Annotated in this window: 14 protein-coding genes, 1 tRNA gene and 1 pseudogene; 12 read left to right on the top strand and 4 right to left on the bottom strand. The window is 46.3% G+C overall.

The genetic code is table 11. From position 1 onward, the window contains the following. Window positions 1-456: 456 nt before the first annotated feature. On the bottom strand, window positions 457-1,284 hold the full coding sequence (locus HQ50_RS09705) for a GIY-YIG nuclease family protein (protein WP_018965523.1): 828 nt from the start codon (window positions 1,282-1,284) through the stop codon (window positions 457-459). A 213-nt stretch (window positions 1,285-1,497) separates the two neighbouring features. Continuing rightward, entirely contained in the window at window positions 1,498-2,832 is a 1,335-nt protein-coding gene (locus HQ50_RS09700; RefSeq protein WP_039419521.1) for a PhoH family protein, read from the bottom strand. 155 nt (window positions 2,833-2,987) lie between these two features. Here HQ50_RS09700 and HQ50_RS09695 point away from each other — a divergent pair, with 155 nt between their 5' ends. Next, window positions 2,988-4,655, top strand: coding sequence for a formate--tetrahydrofolate ligase (locus HQ50_RS09695; protein WP_039423570.1), 1,668 nt, complete (start codon window positions 2,988-2,990; stop codon window positions 4,653-4,655). 91 nt (window positions 4,656-4,746) lie between these two features. On the opposite strand, the gene HQ50_RS09690 is transcribed toward HQ50_RS09695, so the two are convergent. Together HQ50_RS09690 and mnmE are read right to left on the bottom strand one after the other, a co-directional pair. Further along, window positions 4,747-5,097, bottom strand: coding sequence for a hypothetical protein (locus HQ50_RS09690; RefSeq protein ID WP_052074941.1), 351 nt, complete (start codon window positions 5,095-5,097; stop codon window positions 4,747-4,749). 292 nt (window positions 5,098-5,389) lie between these two features. After that, window positions 5,390-6,814 carry a tRNA uridine-5-carboxymethylaminomethyl(34) synthesis GTPase MnmE gene (gene mnmE / locus HQ50_RS09685; RefSeq protein ID WP_039430145.1) on the bottom strand — a complete coding sequence of 475 codons (1,425 nt, stop codon included), beginning with the start codon at window positions 6,812-6,814 and terminating at the stop codon, window positions 5,390-5,392. A gap of 842 nt (window positions 6,815-7,656) precedes the next feature. Between mnmE and HQ50_RS09675 the strand changes: the two genes are divergently transcribed. The 11 genes and pseudogenes from HQ50_RS09675 to HQ50_RS10955 all read left to right on the top strand — a co-directional run bounded on the left by HQ50_RS09675 (window position 7,657) and on the right by HQ50_RS10955 (window position 18,651). Beyond that, on the top strand, window positions 7,657-8,223 hold the full coding sequence (locus HQ50_RS09675; RefSeq protein ID WP_026292307.1) for an RNA polymerase sigma factor: 567 nt from the start codon (window positions 7,657-7,659) through the stop codon (window positions 8,221-8,223). Between the two features lie 47 nt (window positions 8,224-8,270). Next, window positions 8,271-8,681: a hypothetical protein gene (locus tag HQ50_RS09670; RefSeq protein ID WP_039430137.1), complete on the top strand. Its 411-nt coding sequence runs from the start codon at window positions 8,271-8,273 to the stop codon at window positions 8,679-8,681. 32 nt (window positions 8,682-8,713) lie between these two features. Continuing rightward, window positions 8,714-9,184: a hypothetical protein gene (locus HQ50_RS09665; RefSeq protein WP_018965687.1), complete on the top strand. Its 471-nt coding sequence runs from the start codon at window positions 8,714-8,716 to the stop codon at window positions 9,182-9,184. A 50-nt stretch (window positions 9,185-9,234) separates the two neighbouring features. After that, window positions 9,235-9,810, top strand: coding sequence for a peptidylprolyl isomerase (locus HQ50_RS09660; RefSeq protein WP_039430134.1), 576 nt, complete (start codon window positions 9,235-9,237; stop codon window positions 9,808-9,810). A 155-nt stretch (window positions 9,811-9,965) separates the two neighbouring features. Further along, window positions 9,966-11,048, top strand: a complete 1,083-nt coding sequence (aroC, locus tag HQ50_RS09655) for a chorismate synthase (RefSeq protein ID WP_039430132.1) — start codon at window positions 9,966-9,968, stop codon at window positions 11,046-11,048. A 145-nt stretch (window positions 11,049-11,193) separates the two neighbouring features. After that, window positions 11,194-12,852 (top strand): dipeptidase, encoded by a 1,659-nt coding sequence (locus tag HQ50_RS09650; protein ID WP_039430130.1) that lies wholly within the window; start codon window positions 11,194-11,196, stop codon window positions 12,850-12,852. 73 nt (window positions 12,853-12,925) lie between these two features. Beyond that, window positions 12,926-12,997 (top strand) — tRNA-Arg (locus HQ50_RS09645). A 173-nt stretch (window positions 12,998-13,170) separates the two neighbouring features. Next, on the top strand, window positions 13,171-15,105 hold the full coding sequence (locus HQ50_RS11745; RefSeq protein WP_039430127.1) for a nucleoside-diphosphate sugar epimerase/dehydratase: 1,935 nt from the start codon (window positions 13,171-13,173) through the stop codon (window positions 15,103-15,105). Between the two features lie 105 nt (window positions 15,106-15,210). Then, the gene (dacB, locus tag HQ50_RS09635; RefSeq protein ID WP_235317994.1) at window positions 15,211-16,659 is read left to right on the top strand and encodes a D-alanyl-D-alanine carboxypeptidase/D-alanyl-D-alanine-endopeptidase; all 1,449 of its coding nucleotides are present in this window, start codon (window positions 15,211-15,213) and stop codon (window positions 16,657-16,659) included. Between the two features lie 335 nt (window positions 16,660-16,994). Continuing rightward, the gene (locus HQ50_RS10960) at window positions 16,995-17,165 is read left to right on the top strand and encodes a DUF362 domain-containing protein (protein ID WP_010956309.1); all 171 of its coding nucleotides are present in this window, start codon (window positions 16,995-16,997) and stop codon (window positions 17,163-17,165) included. 347 nt (window positions 17,166-17,512) lie between these two features. After that, window positions 17,513-18,651 (top strand): annotated as a pseudogene (locus tag HQ50_RS10955) (IS3 family transposase). The last annotated feature ends 203 nt before the right edge of the window (window positions 18,652-18,854 follow it).

Raw genomic sequence — 18,854 nt, 5'->3', positions numbered from 1 at the left:
ATGAAGATAAGAAAACTTGCAGATTTAGCAAAGATATTCGCAAACTAATTTGCTGAATATCAGAGATTAAAAAGAATTTTAAGGGACGACTAAATAATGTCATACGGAGGAGGCTCTACTCCCTCAGGTATAAAAATGGCTTCGTACAAAAAGCTCTCCAACATACAATACTCATGAGGGAAGATTTTTCGAAAAGCTATATTACTTGACATTTACTTATAGTATATATGTTTGAACCTATGATAAGTGCTTGGCCACCAAAATATATAAAATATGGTTCTGGACCGTCTTGCTTTTTGGACAAGGTGCTCCTATAAGCGAGACAAGCTGTAAAAGACCGCTCAATATTATGTACAACACATTCTTCACGTTCTATTTGATTATTATCCACTTACCAGCCTTTATAGGGCCTTCGTGCCTGATAATCCGATTGCTTTACTAATAGACGGCGGTTAATTATTCCAATTGCTTGCGATAAATGGCATCCAGAGTTATGTGTTCTTTGTCTTTCCATTCATCCCATCCATTGGCACTTCGACCAAGACAAAACATGGCTGCAGTACTCGGACTGGAAAATGGTATATCCGATGTCACAATCAATGCAAGGCCTTTTTTCGTGGCATATTCACTTATCAGTTTTTCTCTTTTCTCCTTCCAATGAAAAGAAGGAGTACTTTTTTCGGCTATAATGCTTCCTTTCAACACAGTAAAACCGGACGAACTGTAAAATCCTTTGGCATCGCAGCCCCTACCTTTCGCATAAAAGAGATGCTCCTCTTTGGGCTTCGTGATCTCGAAGATGTTGCACCCAATGAAAGAAGCGAGAAACTTGATGTCCTCGAAAAACTCATCCATCGTATCCCTCTGATATTCCGGCAGGTTCGGTGCTTTGGGCACTTGCTTATTCTCGTTGAGGATAAAAGTGTTTGACTTCTTGGCTTCTGCAATGGCTTTGTGTTCCAGATATTGCACATCGACCTTCGTCATATCGGCATCCTTCGAAACAAAAATAAGAGCCTTCTGCCAAAATGATTTTTTGTTCTCATGGTCTTTTACGCGCTCTCTGAAGTTTTCCGTCTCTCCTATATAGGCCTGCGGTTTGGTAGTTTCGTCTTCGCCTATCAGTATATAGAATGCCGGTTTATGCAGCTTCTCTTGTTCGTTCAGGTAAGAGAGGTCGGAACGTGGCACCACGTACATCTGACAAATCTTATTGCTGATAAATGCGTATTGAGTTCCTTTCGGATCGCCATCGACCAAATATGTCGTTACAGTTTTCCCCATTAACTTCTTATTAAATCTTACTATTTGAGAAACAAATATATGAAATACAGAAGCACGCATTGCTAAGAAATTCTCGAATTTACTTCACTGCTATAATCTTCTTACACCGGCGAGAGGGCAATCGCGCTTAGCGAGTTGACAAAGAAAAGAGGCCGACGTTCGAATAATAGACATCGAACGTCGGCCTCTTTGTTTTTCCTTGAGGAAACGAAATCAGAGCAAATCGCTGGCCAATTCGCTCAGCTCGCTTCGTTCTCCCTTGATCAGATTGACATGGGCAAAGAGCGGTTGCCCTTTCATCCTTTCGATCATATAGGCCAATCCGTTGCTTTGGGCATCGAGGTATGGTGAGTCGATCTGCTCGATGTCGCCCGTAAAAATCAGTTTGCTACCTTCTCCGGCACGGGTGATAATCGTCTTGATCTCGTGGGGCGTCAGGTTTTGAGCTTCATCGACGATAAATATCGTATCCGACACGCTACGTCCTCTGATGTATGCCAGTGCCTCGATAACGAGTTTTTCGGTTTTCTGCATTTCGTCCAACCTGCGGAGTTCGCTGCTGTTCTGAGCAAACTGTCCTTTGATTACATTCAGATTGTCGAAGAGAGGTTGCATGTACGGTGCCACCTTGGCTTTCTCATCGCCCGGCAGGAAGCCCAAGTCCTTATTGGCCAATGAGACGATGGGGCGTGCCAGCAGGATTTGTTTGTAGGACTGCTCCTGACTGAGAGCCGCTGCCAAGGCCAACAACGTCTTGCCCGTACCGGCTTTCCCCGTCAGCCCGATCAGCTTCACGTCCGGATCTGTGAGCATGTGCATAGCAAAGGTCTGCTCGGCATTGCGCGGTTGGATCCCGAAATAGTGTCCTTTCTCTACCCGTACGATCTTACCGGTGAAGGGATTATAACGAGCCAATACGCTGTTGCGTTCGCTCTTCATCACGAAGCAATCGTTAGGATCGATCTTCGAACCCAATTCCCATTCGTCTATGTCGATGCCGTCTTTGGAGGCATAGATACGATCGATCAGGTCGCCATCGACACCTTCGTACTCGGGCTCTGCATTTTCGAAAAGGTCTACTCGAGTCACTTTGTCATTGATGTAATCCTCTACGAGCATTCCGAGGGAACGCGCTTTCATCCGTAGATTTACATCTTTGGTGACGAGGATAGTCTTGATATTCGGCTGCTCATCGGCCAGAGTCATAGCAATGGACAGGATGCGATGGTCGGCTTTATTTTCGCCGAATGCTTCTTTTACTTTATTATGATACTGGCCATTGATCTTGACAAAGATTCTCCCCAGACCGTCTCCCAGGGAAGCACCTTTTTTGAACAGGTCCTGATCGGATATTTCATCCAGACGGCGCACAAAGGCTCTTGCGTTGAAGTTGATTTGTTCGCTTCCTTTTTTGAACTTATCCAACTCTTCGAGCGATACGATAGGAATATAGATGTCGTTTTCTTCGAATTTTTCTATGCATTCATAATCGTGCAAGATCACATTGGTGTCCAGCACGAAATTCTTTTTTTTCCCTTTAGTAGCCATAGTAGTGCATTTTTATGATTTAAGTCTTTCTGAAAAATCTTTCGAAAGGTAAGCTTTTTCCCCGACCATACAACCGATCTCTTCTTTTTTTGTTATATACATAGTGAATAAAAACACCTCAAAAAAGGAATCTCAAACTTCAAAAATAAAACAGGATGAAATCGGACATTCAGATTGCACGCGAGATCGAACTGCAAAAAATCGAACAGATCGCAGAGTCTATTGACCTGCCTGTCGAGCAATTAGAGCCATACGGACGATACATAGCCAAAGTGCCGCTAAGTTGTATCGATGAAGAGAAAGTAAAAAAGGGAAATCTGATTCTCGTGACAGCCATTACGCCGAACAAGGCCGGTGTGGGAAAAACCACTGTCTCCATCGGATTGGCCTTGGGTCTCAACCATATCGGTAAGAAGGCTATCGTAGCCTTGCGTGAGCCTTCGCTCGGTCCATGCTTCGGTATGAAGGGGGGGGCTGCCGGTGGTGGCTACGCACAAGTGTTGCCCATGGAGAACATCAACCTCCACTTCACAGGTGATTTCCATGCCGTCACTTCGGCTCACAACATGATTACCGCCCTTCTGGAGAACTATATCTATCAGAACCGCAATACCTGCGATGGACTTTCGGAAGTACTTTGGAAGCGTGTATTGGACGTTAACGACCGCTCTTTGCGCAATGCCGTTACGGGATTGGGTACCATCTCGGACGGAATACCTCGTCAGACAGGTTTCGACATCACGCCGGCTTCCGAGATCATGGCTATCCTCTGTCTGGCCAAAGACTTTGAAGACCTCCGCAGCCGTCTTGAGAATATTCTTCTCGGCTATACCAAAGACGGTGCACCCTTTACGGTTAAGGATCTCGGCATAGCCGGATCGATTGCCGTCTTGCTCAAAGATGCCGTAAAGCCCAATCTTGTACAAACCACAGAGCATACGCCGGCGTTTGTACACGGTGGTCCTTTTGCTAATATCGCCCACGGCTGTAACTCCATTTTGGCCACTAAGATGGCGCTCTCTTTCGGTGAGTATGCCGTTACGGAGGCCGGTTTCGGTGCCGATCTGGGAGCAGAGAAGTTCCTCGACATCAAATGTCGTGAATTGGGTGTAGCACCCAAGCTGACGGTTCTGGTAGCCACTCTGCGTGCCCTCAAGTTGCACGGAGGTGTTGCCGAAACGGAAATCAAAGCGCCCAATGCCGAAGCCCTCAGAAGAGGTCTGGCCAATCTGGATCGCCACATATACAATCTGAAAAAATTCGGTCAGCAGGTAGTCGTTGCCTTCAACCGTTTCGACACCGATGAGGAAGAAGAAATCAGCATCGTTCGCGAGCATTGTGCGGCACAGGGTGTAGGCTTTGCTGTAAACAGCGCTTTCGCTGAAGGAGGAAAGGGTGCGGAAGAACTGGCAAAACTGGTCGTAGAGACAGTAGAAAACAATCCGTCCAAGCCTCTCAACTACGCTTATGAGCCGCAGAACCCCGTGAAAGTAAAGATCGAAAAGATTGCCAAGGAAATCTACAGCGCAGGAGGTGTGGTGTATAGCTCCAAAGCAGAGAGCAAACTGAAGAAGGTGGCTATGCAGTCATTGGATCATCTTCCTGTTTGTATTGCCAAGACACAGTACTCTTTCTCATCCGACCCCAAAGCCAAGGGTGATGTAAGAGGATTCGAGCTAAAAGTTTCCGACATCGTTATCAATCGCGGAGCAGGTATGCTCGTCGTTATCATCGGAGAGATCATGCGTATGCCCGGACTTCCCAAAGAGCCGCAAGCAGTACATATAGATATAGTAGACGGTTTCATCGAGGGTCTTAGCTGATACCCTTCCGATAGACCCTCCCACGAAAAATTTAGAGGGGCTGTGTCAAAATGAATTTTGGCGCAGCCCCCATTACATTTATATATCTTGCCTAAAGCCCTCCCCATATCGAGGGATTAGTAATGATGTTCGCGAGAATATTAAGTCCCAAGTCTTTGCCAAAACTTTTTAGCTTTTCGACAATCCCTTGTTTCCTTTCCGCTTCGGGTAGCTCTTTAGATTCTTCCAGATAGGCTTTGAGTTCCTTTCTCTGCTTACCCGTTAGCTCATCATCAATTGCTGAAATAAATAAGTCAAACGCAAGTTTTTGCTCTTGGCTTTGTTGCTGTGAGTTGCTGTTGTTATTGTTTACATGAACATTAACAGAGTTTTTATTAGAATTCGTATTTGAGGAATTCGAGTTGATTTTAATGATACTTGGGATACTCTTATACCCTTGCAATACGCCGATTATTTCTTGAAAATCCTCAGGATATTTTTCTCCCTCCTCAAATTGTTTTATAGCTTTTTCAAAGTCGTTATGACTGATATCATTCTGAAAATTCCCAGCAAGAAATCGTTTACAGGTATTTTTCCAAGAACTATACGATTCTTGATGTTCATCCGATGACCATTCGTACCAGCTGAATCCTCCAACCCCTTACACGTTGCGTGGGGCTGGCTTAAGTTCTTTTCCTTGTTGAATCAGTTCATCTAAAGTAATAGTACTCATAAGTTGTAGTTATTAATGTTAGTTATTTTCCAATGCAGAAGTGGGCGAAGATGTAGTGGAGGGTGTCGTCGCTGGTGATTTCGCGGCCGGTGATTTCGCCGATTGAGGTAATGGCGTGCCTGAGGTCGAGCGTGAGCAAGTCAGTCGAAAGACCCAAATCGAAGCCCGAACGCATCCGCTGAAGTGCATCATAGGCCTCACGCAGGAGCTGATGATGGCGAGCATTGCTCACAATGAGGTCGGCTTCGTTCGCCCCAGAGCTGTCCATGACGCGAGTGAGTTCGCCTTTGAGTTCGTCAATCCCCTTAGCCTCACGAGCCGAAATAAATATCGGAGTCGTGGATGTTGAAAGCTTCGTTTGCAGAGCCTCGCTGAGCCCGATTCGGTCGGTCTCGGTGAGGCTTTCGCTTTTATTGGCGAGTAGAATGACCGTTCGCTCCTCCCTTTCGACCCAAATGCTCTTGATGTAGTCCAGCTGATTAGCCTCGCCGATGCGCGTGCCGTCCACCACGGCAAGGATAATATCCGCCTCTTTGATTTTGCTTCGGCTACGCTCAATGCCGAGGTTCTCAATGGTGTCTTCGGTCTCTCTGAGGCCTGCCGTATCGACGAAGCGGAAGAGGTAGCCTCCGATGTGCATCGTGTCCTCGATCGTGTCGCGCGTGGTGCCGTGGATATCGCTCACAATCGCACGCTCTTCGCCGAGCAAGGTATTGAGCAGGGTACTCTTGCCAACATTAGTCGTGCCAACAATTGCCACGGGGATGCCACGCTTGACGGCATTACCAAGGCGATAGCTGTCAATGAGTTTTTGGAGTTTAAGTTCGATGTGGTCACAAAGTGCAAGGAGCTCGGTACGGTCGGCAAACTCTACATCTTCCTCGGGGAAATCAAGTTCTAGCTCCATAAGCCCTGTTAGTCGTAGGAGTTCCTCTCGCAGAGCATTCAGCTCCTCGCTATATCCGCCACGCAGTTGCTTCATCGCCATTTGGTGCTGCGCCTTGCTTTCGCTGGCGATGATGTCTGCTACCGCCTCGGCACTGCTCAGATCCATTCGCCCATTGAGGTAGGCACGGCGAGAGTATTCGCCCGGCTCAGCCATGCGACAACCCTCTGCCATCAGCACCTCCAGCAAGCGACGGCGGATATAAACCGAGCCGTGGCAGGCAAGCTCTATGGTGTCTTCGCCTGTAAAGGAGTGGGGAGCGTGGAAGTAGGTCAGAATGAGTTCGTCGATGAGTTCGCCCTCGTGCCACACTTCGCCATAATAGGCATGGCGTGGGCGAATGCTCTCGGGACTTAATGCCTTACCCTTTGGACTAAAAAGCCGAAGTGCAATGGACAGAGCCTCCGCACCCGAAACTCGAATTACAGCAATACCGCCTACACCTGAGGCAGTAGCAACAGCACAGATGGTATCCTTATTAAAGGAATGGAGAATAGACATATTGGATGTCAGGATTGAATGAGATCGATTACAAAGATAGGTGGAATCTGCAGACCCAGGGATTCGAATCGGTTCGCTTTCTGAGACTGAATATTTTCTTACTTTTGTCATCATGATGAAGCTCTCTATTCGGAAATTGAATGTTGCTATGGGGAGAGCCGATTGCTTGAATAGAACTACTTGGAAAATAAACTTTTACATTCATTGAATATGCACATTGAAGGCTTTTATATCTCGCATCCTTCCGGACAATCTTGTCGTGTACATTCCATTCCTGTACACTCTGTCTCGGTATTCGGACAAATAGCATATATCCCTATGACGAATAGCCTGGAATAAGCCCTCTGATACGTCTTCAAAGGGGAAAGGCACGCGCACGGTTCGACCACGAATCGTACGCGTGCCTCTTTTATTTCAGCTCTCTGAAAGGTCTTTTTCAGTCTGCTATTTATATAGAAATGACTTTCGATCTATATATAAATGGAAAACGATTTATATACAAATGGAAAACGATCTATATATTTATTGCAAACGATTTTTATATAGATCGTTATCTGCTCTTACGAAAAGCATGTTTTGAGCGTAAAAAATTCGTCCCCTCTGTTTTTTGACTTCATAATCCATTTCCATTTAGGTGCTTATTTAGAATCATTCCAAACTCATCTTCGTTGTTGAAAACTTTTTTGGCGCGTATTTTTTGGGGGATAAGCCAAAAGCATTTATAATACTTTTCGGTAAAGGCAACAAGATAAAAGGAACTTGATGTGGAATATCGTATGAGCTGAATCTTTGGCTTTTTTGACATGGATAAAGCGCTCTTTTGCTATCTTTACGGCATCATTATGGCTGACAAGCTATTGATTTCGGAAGAAGAGTTGCTGGAAGAGCTGAGAGATCCGGCAAGGCGGCGTACGGCCTTCGAAAAGGTGGTACGCCTCTACAACCGTAAACTCTACTGGCAAATCCGTCGGATGGTGCTCAGTCATGACGACACGGACGACTTGCTCCAAAATACTTTTATGAAGGCATGGAGTGCATTGGACGGATTTCGGGGGGAAGCCAAACTCTCTACGTGGCTCTATCGGATAGCCATGTACGAATCGCTCAATTTCCTGAAGAAGAAAAAGATCGAAGACGACATGAATATATCGATCACGGACGAAAACTCCTATCTGCTGGACAACCTTACGGGGGATGTCTATTTCGATGGGGATGAGGCCGAGATCGCTTTCCAAAAGGCTATATTGGAATTGCCCGACAAGCAGCGCTTGGTGTTCAACCTTCGCTATTACGACGAAATGCCCTACGAAAAAATGGCCGAGATCACCGGCACCTCGGAAGGAGCACTCAAGGCTTCGTACCACCATGCAGTCAAGAAGTTGGAGCGTTTTTTGTTGCCTGATGATTAAACCCGCCCTAATAAGAAGTCTCTATAATCGTAACTAACTAAGCTCGCATGAAACAGTTCGACCCCGATGTGAATATCCGACCGAAAGAGGATAGTGCACGACACTACTCTGTGCCGGATGACTACTTTTCCTCTTTTACGGACAAGCTCATGGCTCAGATCCCTGCTGTAGAAGCAGAGAGTGATGAGATGGTGCATTCTGTAGCATTGTGGCATAAACTACGCCCATTGCTTTATTTGGCGGCATCATTCCTGCTGATGATCGGGATGTTCAAGGCTTTCAGCCTTTTCGGAGAAAGTGGGGATACCGGTAAAGCGACCTCCACATCGGCCGGACTTGTGGCATTGGACCATGGTGATGCCAGATGGAACGAGGACACCGATTATAGGGATTTCCTCCATGACAACTGTGCTGAGACAGTGTCGGACGAATGGGTACTAACGGATTTCAGCGAATGATCGGACGACACTCGCACCCCATCTAAATCGGTATGAAGCGAATCTTCTCTCTTACTATTATATTGGCAGCCATGCTGCCAACCCTCTTGCAGGCTGCTATGCCTCCCTACTCTTTGGCCACCAAATATCAGGAATGTGAACAACAGGGAAGAAAGAAGGAGTTCATGAATCAGCGTAATTCCTTTTTCATTCTTGAGTTGGAGCTGACACGGGAAGAGGCGGATGCTTTCCTCCCACTATACAACGAACTGGACACGAAGCGTTACGACCTATGGAAAGATGTTCGGCAGAAGCGAGCTCTGATGGAAAGAAAACCCGAATTGACCGATAGCGACATGGAGCTGATCATCAATAAGAGCTTGGACAATAAAATAGCTGAGGCACGGCTGGAGAAGGAGTACTACTACAAATTCAAACGTGTGCTGCCGATGCGCAAAGTGATGGCATTGAGAGCCGCAGAGAGGAAATTTGCCCGTCTGTTTCTACAGAGCAGTTACGAGTGACCCCCTTTTATGCTACTTTTGGTGGCGTTTAACAAGATAATTTTGGTAAAATGAGTATTTCAGCAAATAAATTTGTGATCTGCAGCTATGACTTATACGTAGGATCTGCAGAAGAAAAAGAGTTGATGGAGCAAGCTACGGCAGAGCAACCACTGCGTTATATACACGGTATGGGTATGATGTTGCCTGAGTTTGAAAAGAATTTGTTCGGACTGAATGTCGGTGACAGGTTCGACTTCGAACTTAAGAGCGAAGATGCCTACGGGGCACGTCAGGAGGATGCCGTACTGGAGCTGCCCAAAGATATTTTCAAGGACGAGGAAGGCCGATTCGACTCTTCCATCGTATACGAAGGCAACACCGTGCCGATGCGCGATGCCGAAGGCAACACCCTGCAAGGCTCCGTACTGGAAGTTCGGGACGATGTAGTGGTAATGGACTTCAACCATCCTTTAGCCGGTGAGAATCTTCATTTTGTAGGAGAAATCATCGAAGAGCGCGAAGCAACAGCAGAAGAGATCGAGCAGTTCTTTGGAGGCCAGTCCGGCTGCGGTTGCGGTTGTAGCTGCGAAAGAGAATCATCGTCAGATGGTTGCGACTGCGGCAGCGGTTGTGGCTGTCACTGATCGGAACGAATAATAAACAGAGAAAAGCTCCAAACCGTTGTCTCTAAAAAAGCAATGGCTTGGAGCTTTTTAATTTCTCTGCATCTCCTCTTTGTCAGAAACACTGTCTGAAGCAGAGAATATTGCAAACACAAACACGGCTGTTATACATCGTTATGAATACAATAGGCAAGCTATTCCGGCTGACTACATTCGGCGAATCCCACGGCAAGGCTATCGGGGGTATCATTGACGGCTGTCCGGCAGGGCTTTTCGTGGATACGGAAGCTATCGAGCAAGAGTTGCTTCGTCGCCGTCCCGGGCAGTCGTCTTATACCTCTCCCCGACAAGAGAGCGATATGGTACAGTTCGTCTCCGGCCTATTTCGGGGAAGAACCACCGGTGCTCCCATTGCATTTATAATAGATAATAAAGATGTACGTTCTGCCGACTACGACAATCTCAGCACCATCTTTCGTCCGGGACACGCTGACTATACATATTTCCATAAATACGGTATCCGAGATCCCCGTGGTGGAGGACGTTCTTCCGCACGCGAGACTGCTATCCGCGTAGTGGCAGGAGCCGTTGCCAAACAACTACTTGCTCCATTGGGAATCCGGTGTACAGCCTACACGTCACAAATCGGCTCCGTCCGCCTACCTCAGGAAAAGGCCAAGAATTATAGCCTTGAAGAAGTAGAGTCCTCCCCCATTCGTTGCCCTGCCCCCGATGTTTCCAGACAGATGGGAGCTGTAATAGAAACAGCCAAGGACGAATCCGACAGTGTGGGAGGCATAGTCGATTGCCATATAAGTGGCGTTCCGGCCGGTTGGGGTGAACCTCTTTACGGCAAACTCCATGCTGCCCTTGGAGCTGCCATGCTAAGCATCAATGCAGCCAAAGGATTTGAGATCGGAGATGGATTTGCCTTGGCCTCCATGCGTGGCTCCGAAGCCAATGATCAGATGGTCGGCGGAGAAGAGGGAGGCGTTTCGTTTCTGTCCAATCATTCGGGAGGTATTAGCGGAGGGATCAGCACCGGTCAGGATATTCATTTTCGTATAGCATTCAAGCCTACCCCGACTATTGGCCGAGAGCAACATACTGTCAATCAACAGGGCGAAAGCATATTGCTTTCTGCAAAAGGACGGCACGATCCTTGCGTGGTGCCGCGTGCGGTTCCTGTGGTGGAGGCTATGGCTTGGCTGACACTGGCGGATGCCTATCTGGCTTCCGGATTGAGTCGTAGCCAATGAGGCTGTACGGGTACCTTATTCTTTGTTTCATCCGAATGCCTTACCTTTGGTGAGATTCTTTTACGGCGGTACGTTTGTAAATAGAAGCCCTGAAATCATAGAAGCATAAAATCAATAATCACAATCATAACTTTTGCTCATCTTTATGAAAAGAAAATTCGGTTTTCTCTGTGCTGTGCTATTGGGAATCGTTGTAGCGACTCCTAAGGCAGACGCATGTACTAATCTTATCGTAGCCAAAGGAGCTTCGACGGACGGTTCGGTAATCATCAGCTATTCGGCAGATTCACATACACTCTATGGTGAGCTGTACCACTGGGCTGCTCGTGACTGGGCCAAAGGAACGATGCGCCAAATCGTCGAATGGGACACGAACAAACCTCTTGGATTCATTCCGGAAGTAGCGCATACCTATAATGTGATCGGCAATGTGAACGAACATCAAGTAGCTATTGCGGAGACGACATGGGGCGGACGTCCCGAATTGGCTGAAAGCGATGGTATCATGGACTACGGTAGCCTGATCTATGTGGCTCTCCAGCGTTCTAAAACAGCTCGTGAGGCCATAGACGTTATGACCAATTTGGTAAAAGAATTTGGCTATCACAGCAGTGGCGAAAGTTTTAGCATTGCCGATAAGAACGAAGTCTGGATTCTGGAAATGATCGGCAAGGGCAAGGGGCGCAAAGGAGCCGTGTGGGTAGCTGTACGCATTCCCGACAATGCCATCAGTGCACATGCCAATCAGGCTCGTATCCAACAAATCGATTTCAAGAGCAAAGATTATCTCTACTCTCCGGATGTAGTTTCATTCGCTCGCGAAATGGGCTTCTTCAAAGGAGCTGACAAGGACTTCAGTTTCCAGGAAGCATACAACCCCTATACCGAAGGAGGTCTTCGCGGTTGTGAAGCACGCGTATGGGCATTCTTCAATAAGTTCAATTCGCGTATGGGCAAGTACGAAGCATTCATCAGGAATCAAAGCAAGGATAAGATGCCTCTCTACATTGTCCCCGATCGCAAACTCTCTGTAGCCGATGTGCGTGATATGATGCGCGATCACTATGAAGGCACTTCACTGTGTATGACGAACGATCCGGGTGCCGGCCCCTACAAAGTGCCTTACCGTTGGCGTCCGATGAGCTTCGAAGTAGATGGCAAAGAGTACGTCAATGAGCGTGCAATTGCCACCCAGCAGACTGGCTTTGTGTTTGTTGCTCAGCTGCGTAACTGGCTTCCCGACGCAATCGGTGGTGTCAATTGGTTTGGTGTGGACGATGCCGATATGGCTGTTATGACCCCTATCTATTGTTCTACTACGCGTGTGCCGGAGTGCTTCCGCCAAGGCAATGGCGATATGATGCACTTCTCTTGGACTTCGGCTTTCTGGATCCATAACTGGGTGGCCAACATGGCATATCATCGCTATGATCAGATGATAGCAGACATTCGACCTGTACAACGAGAGCTTGAAGGCGGCTGCGATCGCATGCTTCCTATTATTGACAAGCAAGCCCAAGAACTATATGCTCAGGATCCGGCCAAAGCCGTGGCTTTCCTGACCAATTACAGTAACGAAGAAGCAGAGAAGGCGACAGCGCGCTGGAAGCGTCTTGGCGAATATCTGATGGTAAAATATATGGATGGCAACCGCAAGAAAGAGGAGAACGGCCGATTCAAGACGAATGGATACGGGTTCAGTGCCATGCCTGATTTCCCCGGCTACAGTCAGGAGTACTACCGACAGATAGCAACATCCGAGGCAGCAGAACGCCTAATCAAGAAAGAGAAAGAACAACATTAAGTTGGTTTATTCCCTATCTTTGTCCCCGAAAAAGAAAACGGATGAGACCGATTAAGGTCGGTCTCGTCTTTTTGGCTCTGTAGTTCAACGGATAGAATAGTGGTTTCCTAAACCATAGATTCGGGTTCGATTCCCGACGGAGCTACACCTCTTTTTTTGATGTCCAAATCTTTTTACGAATTCGGACATCCTTTTATAATATATTTACAAAACAGACATTTCCGTTTACTTATTCACTGCAGAACCTTGCTCTGAAAAAGAATTATATATAGCTGTTTTCTTATCTTTGTTCCAAGAATTATATGATAATAACTAACGATGAAATTTTTTCGATCATTGATTGTAAATCTTCTTCGATCTTTCAAAGATTCGTACGCTAGCAGAAAGGTTGTTTTTATATTTGATCTTCTCATCTCATGTATAGCATCTGCTATTAGCTTTTTTTGTGTCTATTTCTTTCTTAACAAGAGCATAGAACAAAGGGCTATTCTTTTTTTACTCTATTTGGCTACCGCATTTTTTGCCAGTATTCTTTTCTCGCTTTTGTTTGGTCTCTACCGTGGGATTATCCGCCACAGTACATTTCGAGAGATTAGCAAAGTCTTTTATTTCAGTATCTGTAAAGGAACTATCCTATTTTTAGTCGGTTGTGCTTTCTTTTCCATTCCTTTAGTCTTTTTCGTCACACTGATAGACATCTTGTTTACGTTGTTTTTGCTATTAGCCTTTAGGACAACCGTGGTCTATGTGTATCATATACTCAACAGGACCAAAGCAGTCCATGGAAAAGCTTTGGTAGTCGGCATGGACAGTAGTAGTGTAGCTTTGGCATATCAAATCACCAATGCTTCGGTGCGACAATGGGATATACAAGGTTTTATCGTACGTGATCCGAATCTCAGGAAAATGAGGCTTAATGGCCTTCCGATTTTTGATTTTAATACAGTTGATCGGTTTGCAAAAATCATTTCCACTCAGGGTGTAAAGACATTGCTTTTTACAAATGAGGATGTTTTTGACCAGTACAGGGATATTGTTACCGAGTGTATCGCAAGACGTATAAAACTTTTTATTTGTCAGAAGCCGATAGAACAAGCAGACCCCAAAGGACGCCGCATGATGCGCGAAATCCAGGTGGAAGATCTTTTGGGGCGCACCCCGATATTCCTCAATATGGAGTCAATCGGACATGAACTAAAAGAAAAAAGTATCATGGTCACGGGTGCAGCGGGTTCGATCGGCAGCGAGATTGTGCGACAGCTTGCAAAACTCCATGTTAAGCATATCATCCTTTTTGATATGGGGGAGTCGCCATTACATGAAATACGTCTTGAATTAGAGAGAGACTATCCGAATCAGAAAATAGCTCCGGTTATCGGTGATGTTCGTTGCGTTTCCAGATTGGATTATGTATTGCAGCAATTTCAGCCCGAAATCATTTTTCATGCTGCAGCATACAAACATGTTCCCTTGATGGAGGAAAATCCATGTGAGGCCGTCTTGGACAATTTGATTGGTACCACATTGATAGCTCGCAAAGCTATTGAGTACGGAGTACAGCGCATGGTGATGGTATCGACAGATAAGGCCGTGAATCCGACCAATGTAATGGGAGCAACGAAACGAGCAGCCGAAATGGTCGTCCAATCTTTAGACCAAGCGATAAAGGATGGCTGCATCCAGGGGCATACACGGTTTGTCACCACTCGCTTTGGGAATGTACTCGGATCCAATGGGTCAGTGATCCCATTTTTCAGGAAACAAATAGCAGCAGGAGGGCCGGTAACGGTCACGCATCCGGATATCATCCGCTACTTCATGACTATTCCTGAGGCTTGTCAGTTAGTCTTGGAAGCCGGTTCCATGAGCGAAGGTGGAGAGATATTCGTGTTCGATATGGGCGAGCCGGTCAAAATTTATGATTTGGCCAAGCGTATGATTACGTTGGCCGGATATGAACCTGATAGGGATATTGAAATCGTCTTTTCCGGCTTACGGCCGGGAGAGAAGCTGTACGAAGAGTTGCTGAATAACAAGGAAAATACCAAACCTACCATCCACCCCAAGATTCAGATCGCGGAAACTCGTAAGGTAGACATAGAACTGATAGAAAGACTCCTCCCTCTTTTGGAGCAAAAGGCCAAAGACGTTGATATGACAGGAACAGTACGATTACTCAAAGAGATGGTGCCCGAATTTGTTAGCAAAAACTCTATTTACGAGGAGTTGGACAATGAGCGGACAGCTGTTTGAGCCTAACCGTTCTATCGCCATTGTTTAATGGAGGTCATTTTCTAAACAAAAAGCCATTCACCCAACGCACTCATGCCCTCGTCTCGTATAATAAAACAATATCTTTTGCTGATTCTTTTGGCCATTCTTGGGCAGAGCCTTTCTGCACAAGACAAGGGTGCGATAGGTATTATCAAGAAGGCTGAAAGGCAGACAAAAAGTCGTATCGGCGTGGAGATACGTCGCTGCCGGGACGATAGCCTTTTCGTATCCAATCGCGGAAACGAACAGTTTTGTCCGGCTTCTCTGGTCAAGCTCGTAACCTCTGCATCCATTTTGCGCCTGAAGGGACTCGAAATGCCATTTTATACCAAAGTAGGAATTGATGGCAAAATTCGAAAAGGGATTCTGGATGGTAACCTCATCATTAAAGGAGGAGGCGATCCTTCTCTTGCATCCAACTATTTACCGACTGACTCCGGTCGATTTGCCTATGCTCTGGTCGATGCCATGAAGCAATGGGGTATAAAAGAAATAACAGGGGATATTATCATCGATGCATCAGCTTTTGACCGTGAGGGAGTCAATGAGAGCTGGCTTGATGAGGACAAGGGCAACTATTTCGGAGCCGGCGTCTATGGATTTAACATCAATGATAACAGAATAGACATCATCCTTGCTACAGGCAAAGCAGGTTCGGAAGCTCGTATTTTGAGAATAGAGCCTCCTCATCCGGAAGTCCGGTGGGAAAACAGAATCAAGGTGATCCGCCGAGGGAAGGATACGGCCGGATGCTATGGCGAAGGGCTGAATCTCAAGCGAACACTTACGGGGGTACTTCCGACAAATATTGCTTCCTATCGTCTCAAGACGGATTTACCCGACCCTGCTCTATACGGAGCAGCATGGGCCAAAGGCCTATTATCGGCTGCGGGTACTTTGTGCCAAGGAGAGAGCCGCGCTTCGTACCAAGCTGTACCGATCACTCAAGAATTATTAATCTATGAATCCCTTCCATTGGATTCATTGGTGCGAGTAATGAATTTTCGTAGTCTGAACCATTTTGCAGAGGCTTTTGTGAAACAATTAGCTCCCCTTGCATCGAAAAACCATCGGGGCAATACTACAGAGCGAGGTTTGTCCGTTGTCCAAAACTATTGGGCTTCCCAAACAGGATTGCAGCATACGGACATTTCTCTCTCGGATGGATCCGGTCTCTCCCGTAGAAACCACTTTAGCCCGAATGCGCTCAGCCAAATACTGATCGATATGATCAGTCGTGGCGATCTTGTTACCGCTTCGTTCATGAACAGCCTACCTCTTGCCGGAAGAGAGGGTACAGTGAAGAGCTTCATGAAGGACGAAGCAATAGAGGCATACCTCAAGAGTGGTAGTATGCGGGGTATTTTAGGTTATGCCGGCTATGTGCGATTCCAAGGGGAATGGTACAGTGTTGTTTTGATTGGCAATGATTTTTCTTCTTCCACACCTGTTCGTCGTGCATTTTCGGATTTCCTTCTCTCTTTCTTCTCTTCCGCTGCCTCTACTAAGGAAGCCCGACCAAGGGAGAAATAAACAACACCTTATTTCTTCTTAATTCCTATTGCCTGATCTCATGCCAATTTTATGTGGGAATGATTGCCGGTAACAAGCATATATAGCTCTCTATAGGTATTCCATTCGCTTTTTTCTTGTATCTCGATACTACTTCCCTCGAATACTTATTGCCCAAAATTTCTTTGCAATCCCTTTAATACATTAGAAAACCAACGAGTTAATTCCATAGGATAGAAACGCGAGAAAAAATTCATATACCTATATGTTGGTACATCCAGTTTTCTTTCTACCTTTGTTTCAGAAAAGCGATACGATAAACAAGATTTGTCTTACCATAAAACTATTACAAAACTATGGCTTACGTTATTAATGACAGTTGTGTAGCATGCGGATCATGCATTGATGAATGTCCGGTATCAGCTATCTCTGAAGGTAGCATCTATAAAATCGATGCAGACACATGTATTGATTGTGGCACTTGTGCTGCAGCATGCCCTTCTGAAGCTATCCATCCTGCCGAATAATTTCAGGTTAGGTTAGAAACAGAGACAGATACGGCCGCTCTTTCATATGAAGGGGTGGCCTTTTTGTATGTATAGATATGCTGAAAACGATCAAGTCGGCAGATTCATGGAAGACAGGGGTAAATCCTTAATCGGTCATAGCCCAAAACGGTGTCGAGCCAAGATGGAATTAACCGCCTCAGTGGCTACCAACATTTTTCAGTACACGTCATGCTGACGTGTACTGAAAAAAGTTGACAGTTGGCGGGATGCAACCAGTATCCATTATGGGCAAACATTTAAGCAACTTTGAACGCCTTGCCATCCTAGAGGNTGACGTGTACTGAAAAAAGTTGACAGTTGGCGGGATGCAACCAGTATCCATTATGGGCAAACATTTAAGCAACTTTGAACGCCTTGCCATCCTAGAGGATTACCTCTCCGGGGCACAGAGCCAAGGTGCCATTGGAAGGAAATATGGCATCAGTCGTGGTCTTATTCCTCAATGGCTTCGTAAATTTGGACTCGAAGATAAAGTTCATCCGGTCCCAATGAAAGCGTCCCAATCCCCCCAGAGTGAGCTGACACTCAATGAAAAAGAAGAGTTAGAGCAACTACGTAAAGAGAATCGTATCCTCAAGAGTCGTCTCAAGCGAGAAGAACTAGGTCATCAAGCCTACAAGCTACTTGTTGAGTTGGCAGAAGAAACCTACGGCATCCGGATACGAAAAAACTCCGAAGCCAAGTAGTTCACCGTTTATCAGAGCCGGAGCGTAGCCATCCCATTGCTCGGCTCTGCGAACTGCTTGGCTTCAGCCGTCAGGCCTTTTATAAACGTCATCTCAACGATTTAGCTAGGCACGAGGAAGATGTTCTGTGCAGTGAGCCTAAGTTTGTGCCTCAAAGGCCGGGGGAACTCCTCGTAGCAGACATCACCTACGTGGCTTACCAAGATGGGTTTGCCTATCTCTCCCTACTGACCGATGCCTATAGTCGCTGTATCGTAGGGTATTGCTTACATCCGACCCTGGAAGTTGAAGGCTGTTTGAATGCTCTGCATCAAGCCTTTGCTTTCTACGATCAACATCAAATTGATACGACCAATATGATTCATCATAGCGACCGAGGCATTCAGTATGCCGGTAAGAGTTACACCGATCTGTTGCATGGGCGAGGCTGGCGCATCAGTATGACTCAGACGGGAGATCCTCTGCATAATGCATTGGCCGAGCGGATGAACAATACGCTCAAGAACTCATGGCACATCTCCTCTTGGAAACAATCTTTTGATCAAGCACTCCTTTCTGTAGACCGAGCCGTGCGCATGTACAACGAGGCGCGTCCACATCAAGCTCTAAGGGCGAAAACGCCTATGCAAGTCATTGCACCGGAGTCTGAAAATCCCTTACTGGCAAGGATCGAACATTGGCCGGAGATTGCCCCCGAGCTATACCGAAGAATGAATGTCAGACAAAAAGCTAACTTTGCTCGTGTCAACCGAAATTAGACCTAAGGGTAAGGGCTGTCAACCTAAAGTAGAATTATAGAAAGAACCGGTAAACCAATTGTAGAACNGGGTAAGGGCTGTCAACCTAAAGTAGAATTATAGAAAGAACCGGTAAACCAATTGTAGAACGATCCCGCCCAACTGTCAACTTTTTTCAGTACACGTCATGCTCTTTTAACGCATGTCAAAACTACTAGTGGTTT

It is taken from the genome of Porphyromonas sp. COT-052 OH4946, assembly GCF_000765965.1.
Taxonomy (GTDB): domain Bacteria; phylum Bacteroidota; class Bacteroidia; order Bacteroidales; family Porphyromonadaceae; genus Porphyromonas; species Porphyromonas gulae.
The sequence above is the reverse complement of the archived record's forward strand: the minus strand, read 5'-3'. Positions and strand labels throughout refer to the sequence as shown.

What these genes read in the sequence shown, in the direction of transcription:
- HQ50_RS09705 (WP_018965523.1), bottom strand. Translation starts at nt 1,284, where the DNA reads ATGGGGAAAACTGTAACGACATATTTGGTCGATGGCGATCCGAAAGGA.
- HQ50_RS09700 (WP_039419521.1), bottom strand. Translation starts at nt 2,832, where the DNA reads ATGGCTACTAAAGGGAAAAAAAAGAATTTCGTGCTGGACACCAATGTG.
- HQ50_RS09695 (WP_039423570.1), top strand. Translation starts at nt 2,988, where the DNA reads ATGAAATCGGACATTCAGATTGCACGCGAGATCGAACTGCAAAAAATC.
- mnmE (WP_039430145.1), bottom strand. Translation starts at nt 6,814, where the DNA reads ATGTCTATTCTCCATTCCTTTAATAAGGATACCATCTGTGCTGTTGCT.
- HQ50_RS09675 (WP_026292307.1), top strand. Translation starts at nt 7,657, where the DNA reads ATGGCTGACAAGCTATTGATTTCGGAAGAAGAGTTGCTGGAAGAGCTG.
- HQ50_RS09670 (WP_039430137.1), top strand. Translation starts at nt 8,271, where the DNA reads ATGAAACAGTTCGACCCCGATGTGAATATCCGACCGAAAGAGGATAGT.
- HQ50_RS09665 (WP_018965687.1), top strand. Translation starts at nt 8,714, where the DNA reads ATGAAGCGAATCTTCTCTCTTACTATTATATTGGCAGCCATGCTGCCA.
- HQ50_RS09660 (WP_039430134.1), top strand. Translation starts at nt 9,235, where the DNA reads ATGAGTATTTCAGCAAATAAATTTGTGATCTGCAGCTATGACTTATAC.
- aroC (WP_039430132.1), top strand. Translation starts at nt 9,966, where the DNA reads ATGAATACAATAGGCAAGCTATTCCGGCTGACTACATTCGGCGAATCC.
- HQ50_RS09650 (WP_039430130.1), top strand. Translation starts at nt 11,194, where the DNA reads ATGAAAAGAAAATTCGGTTTTCTCTGTGCTGTGCTATTGGGAATCGTT.
- HQ50_RS11745 (WP_039430127.1), top strand. Translation starts at nt 13,171, where the DNA reads ATGAAATTTTTTCGATCATTGATTGTAAATCTTCTTCGATCTTTCAAA.
- HQ50_RS10960 (WP_010956309.1), top strand. Translation starts at nt 16,995, where the DNA reads ATGGCTTACGTTATTAATGACAGTTGTGTAGCATGCGGATCATGCATT.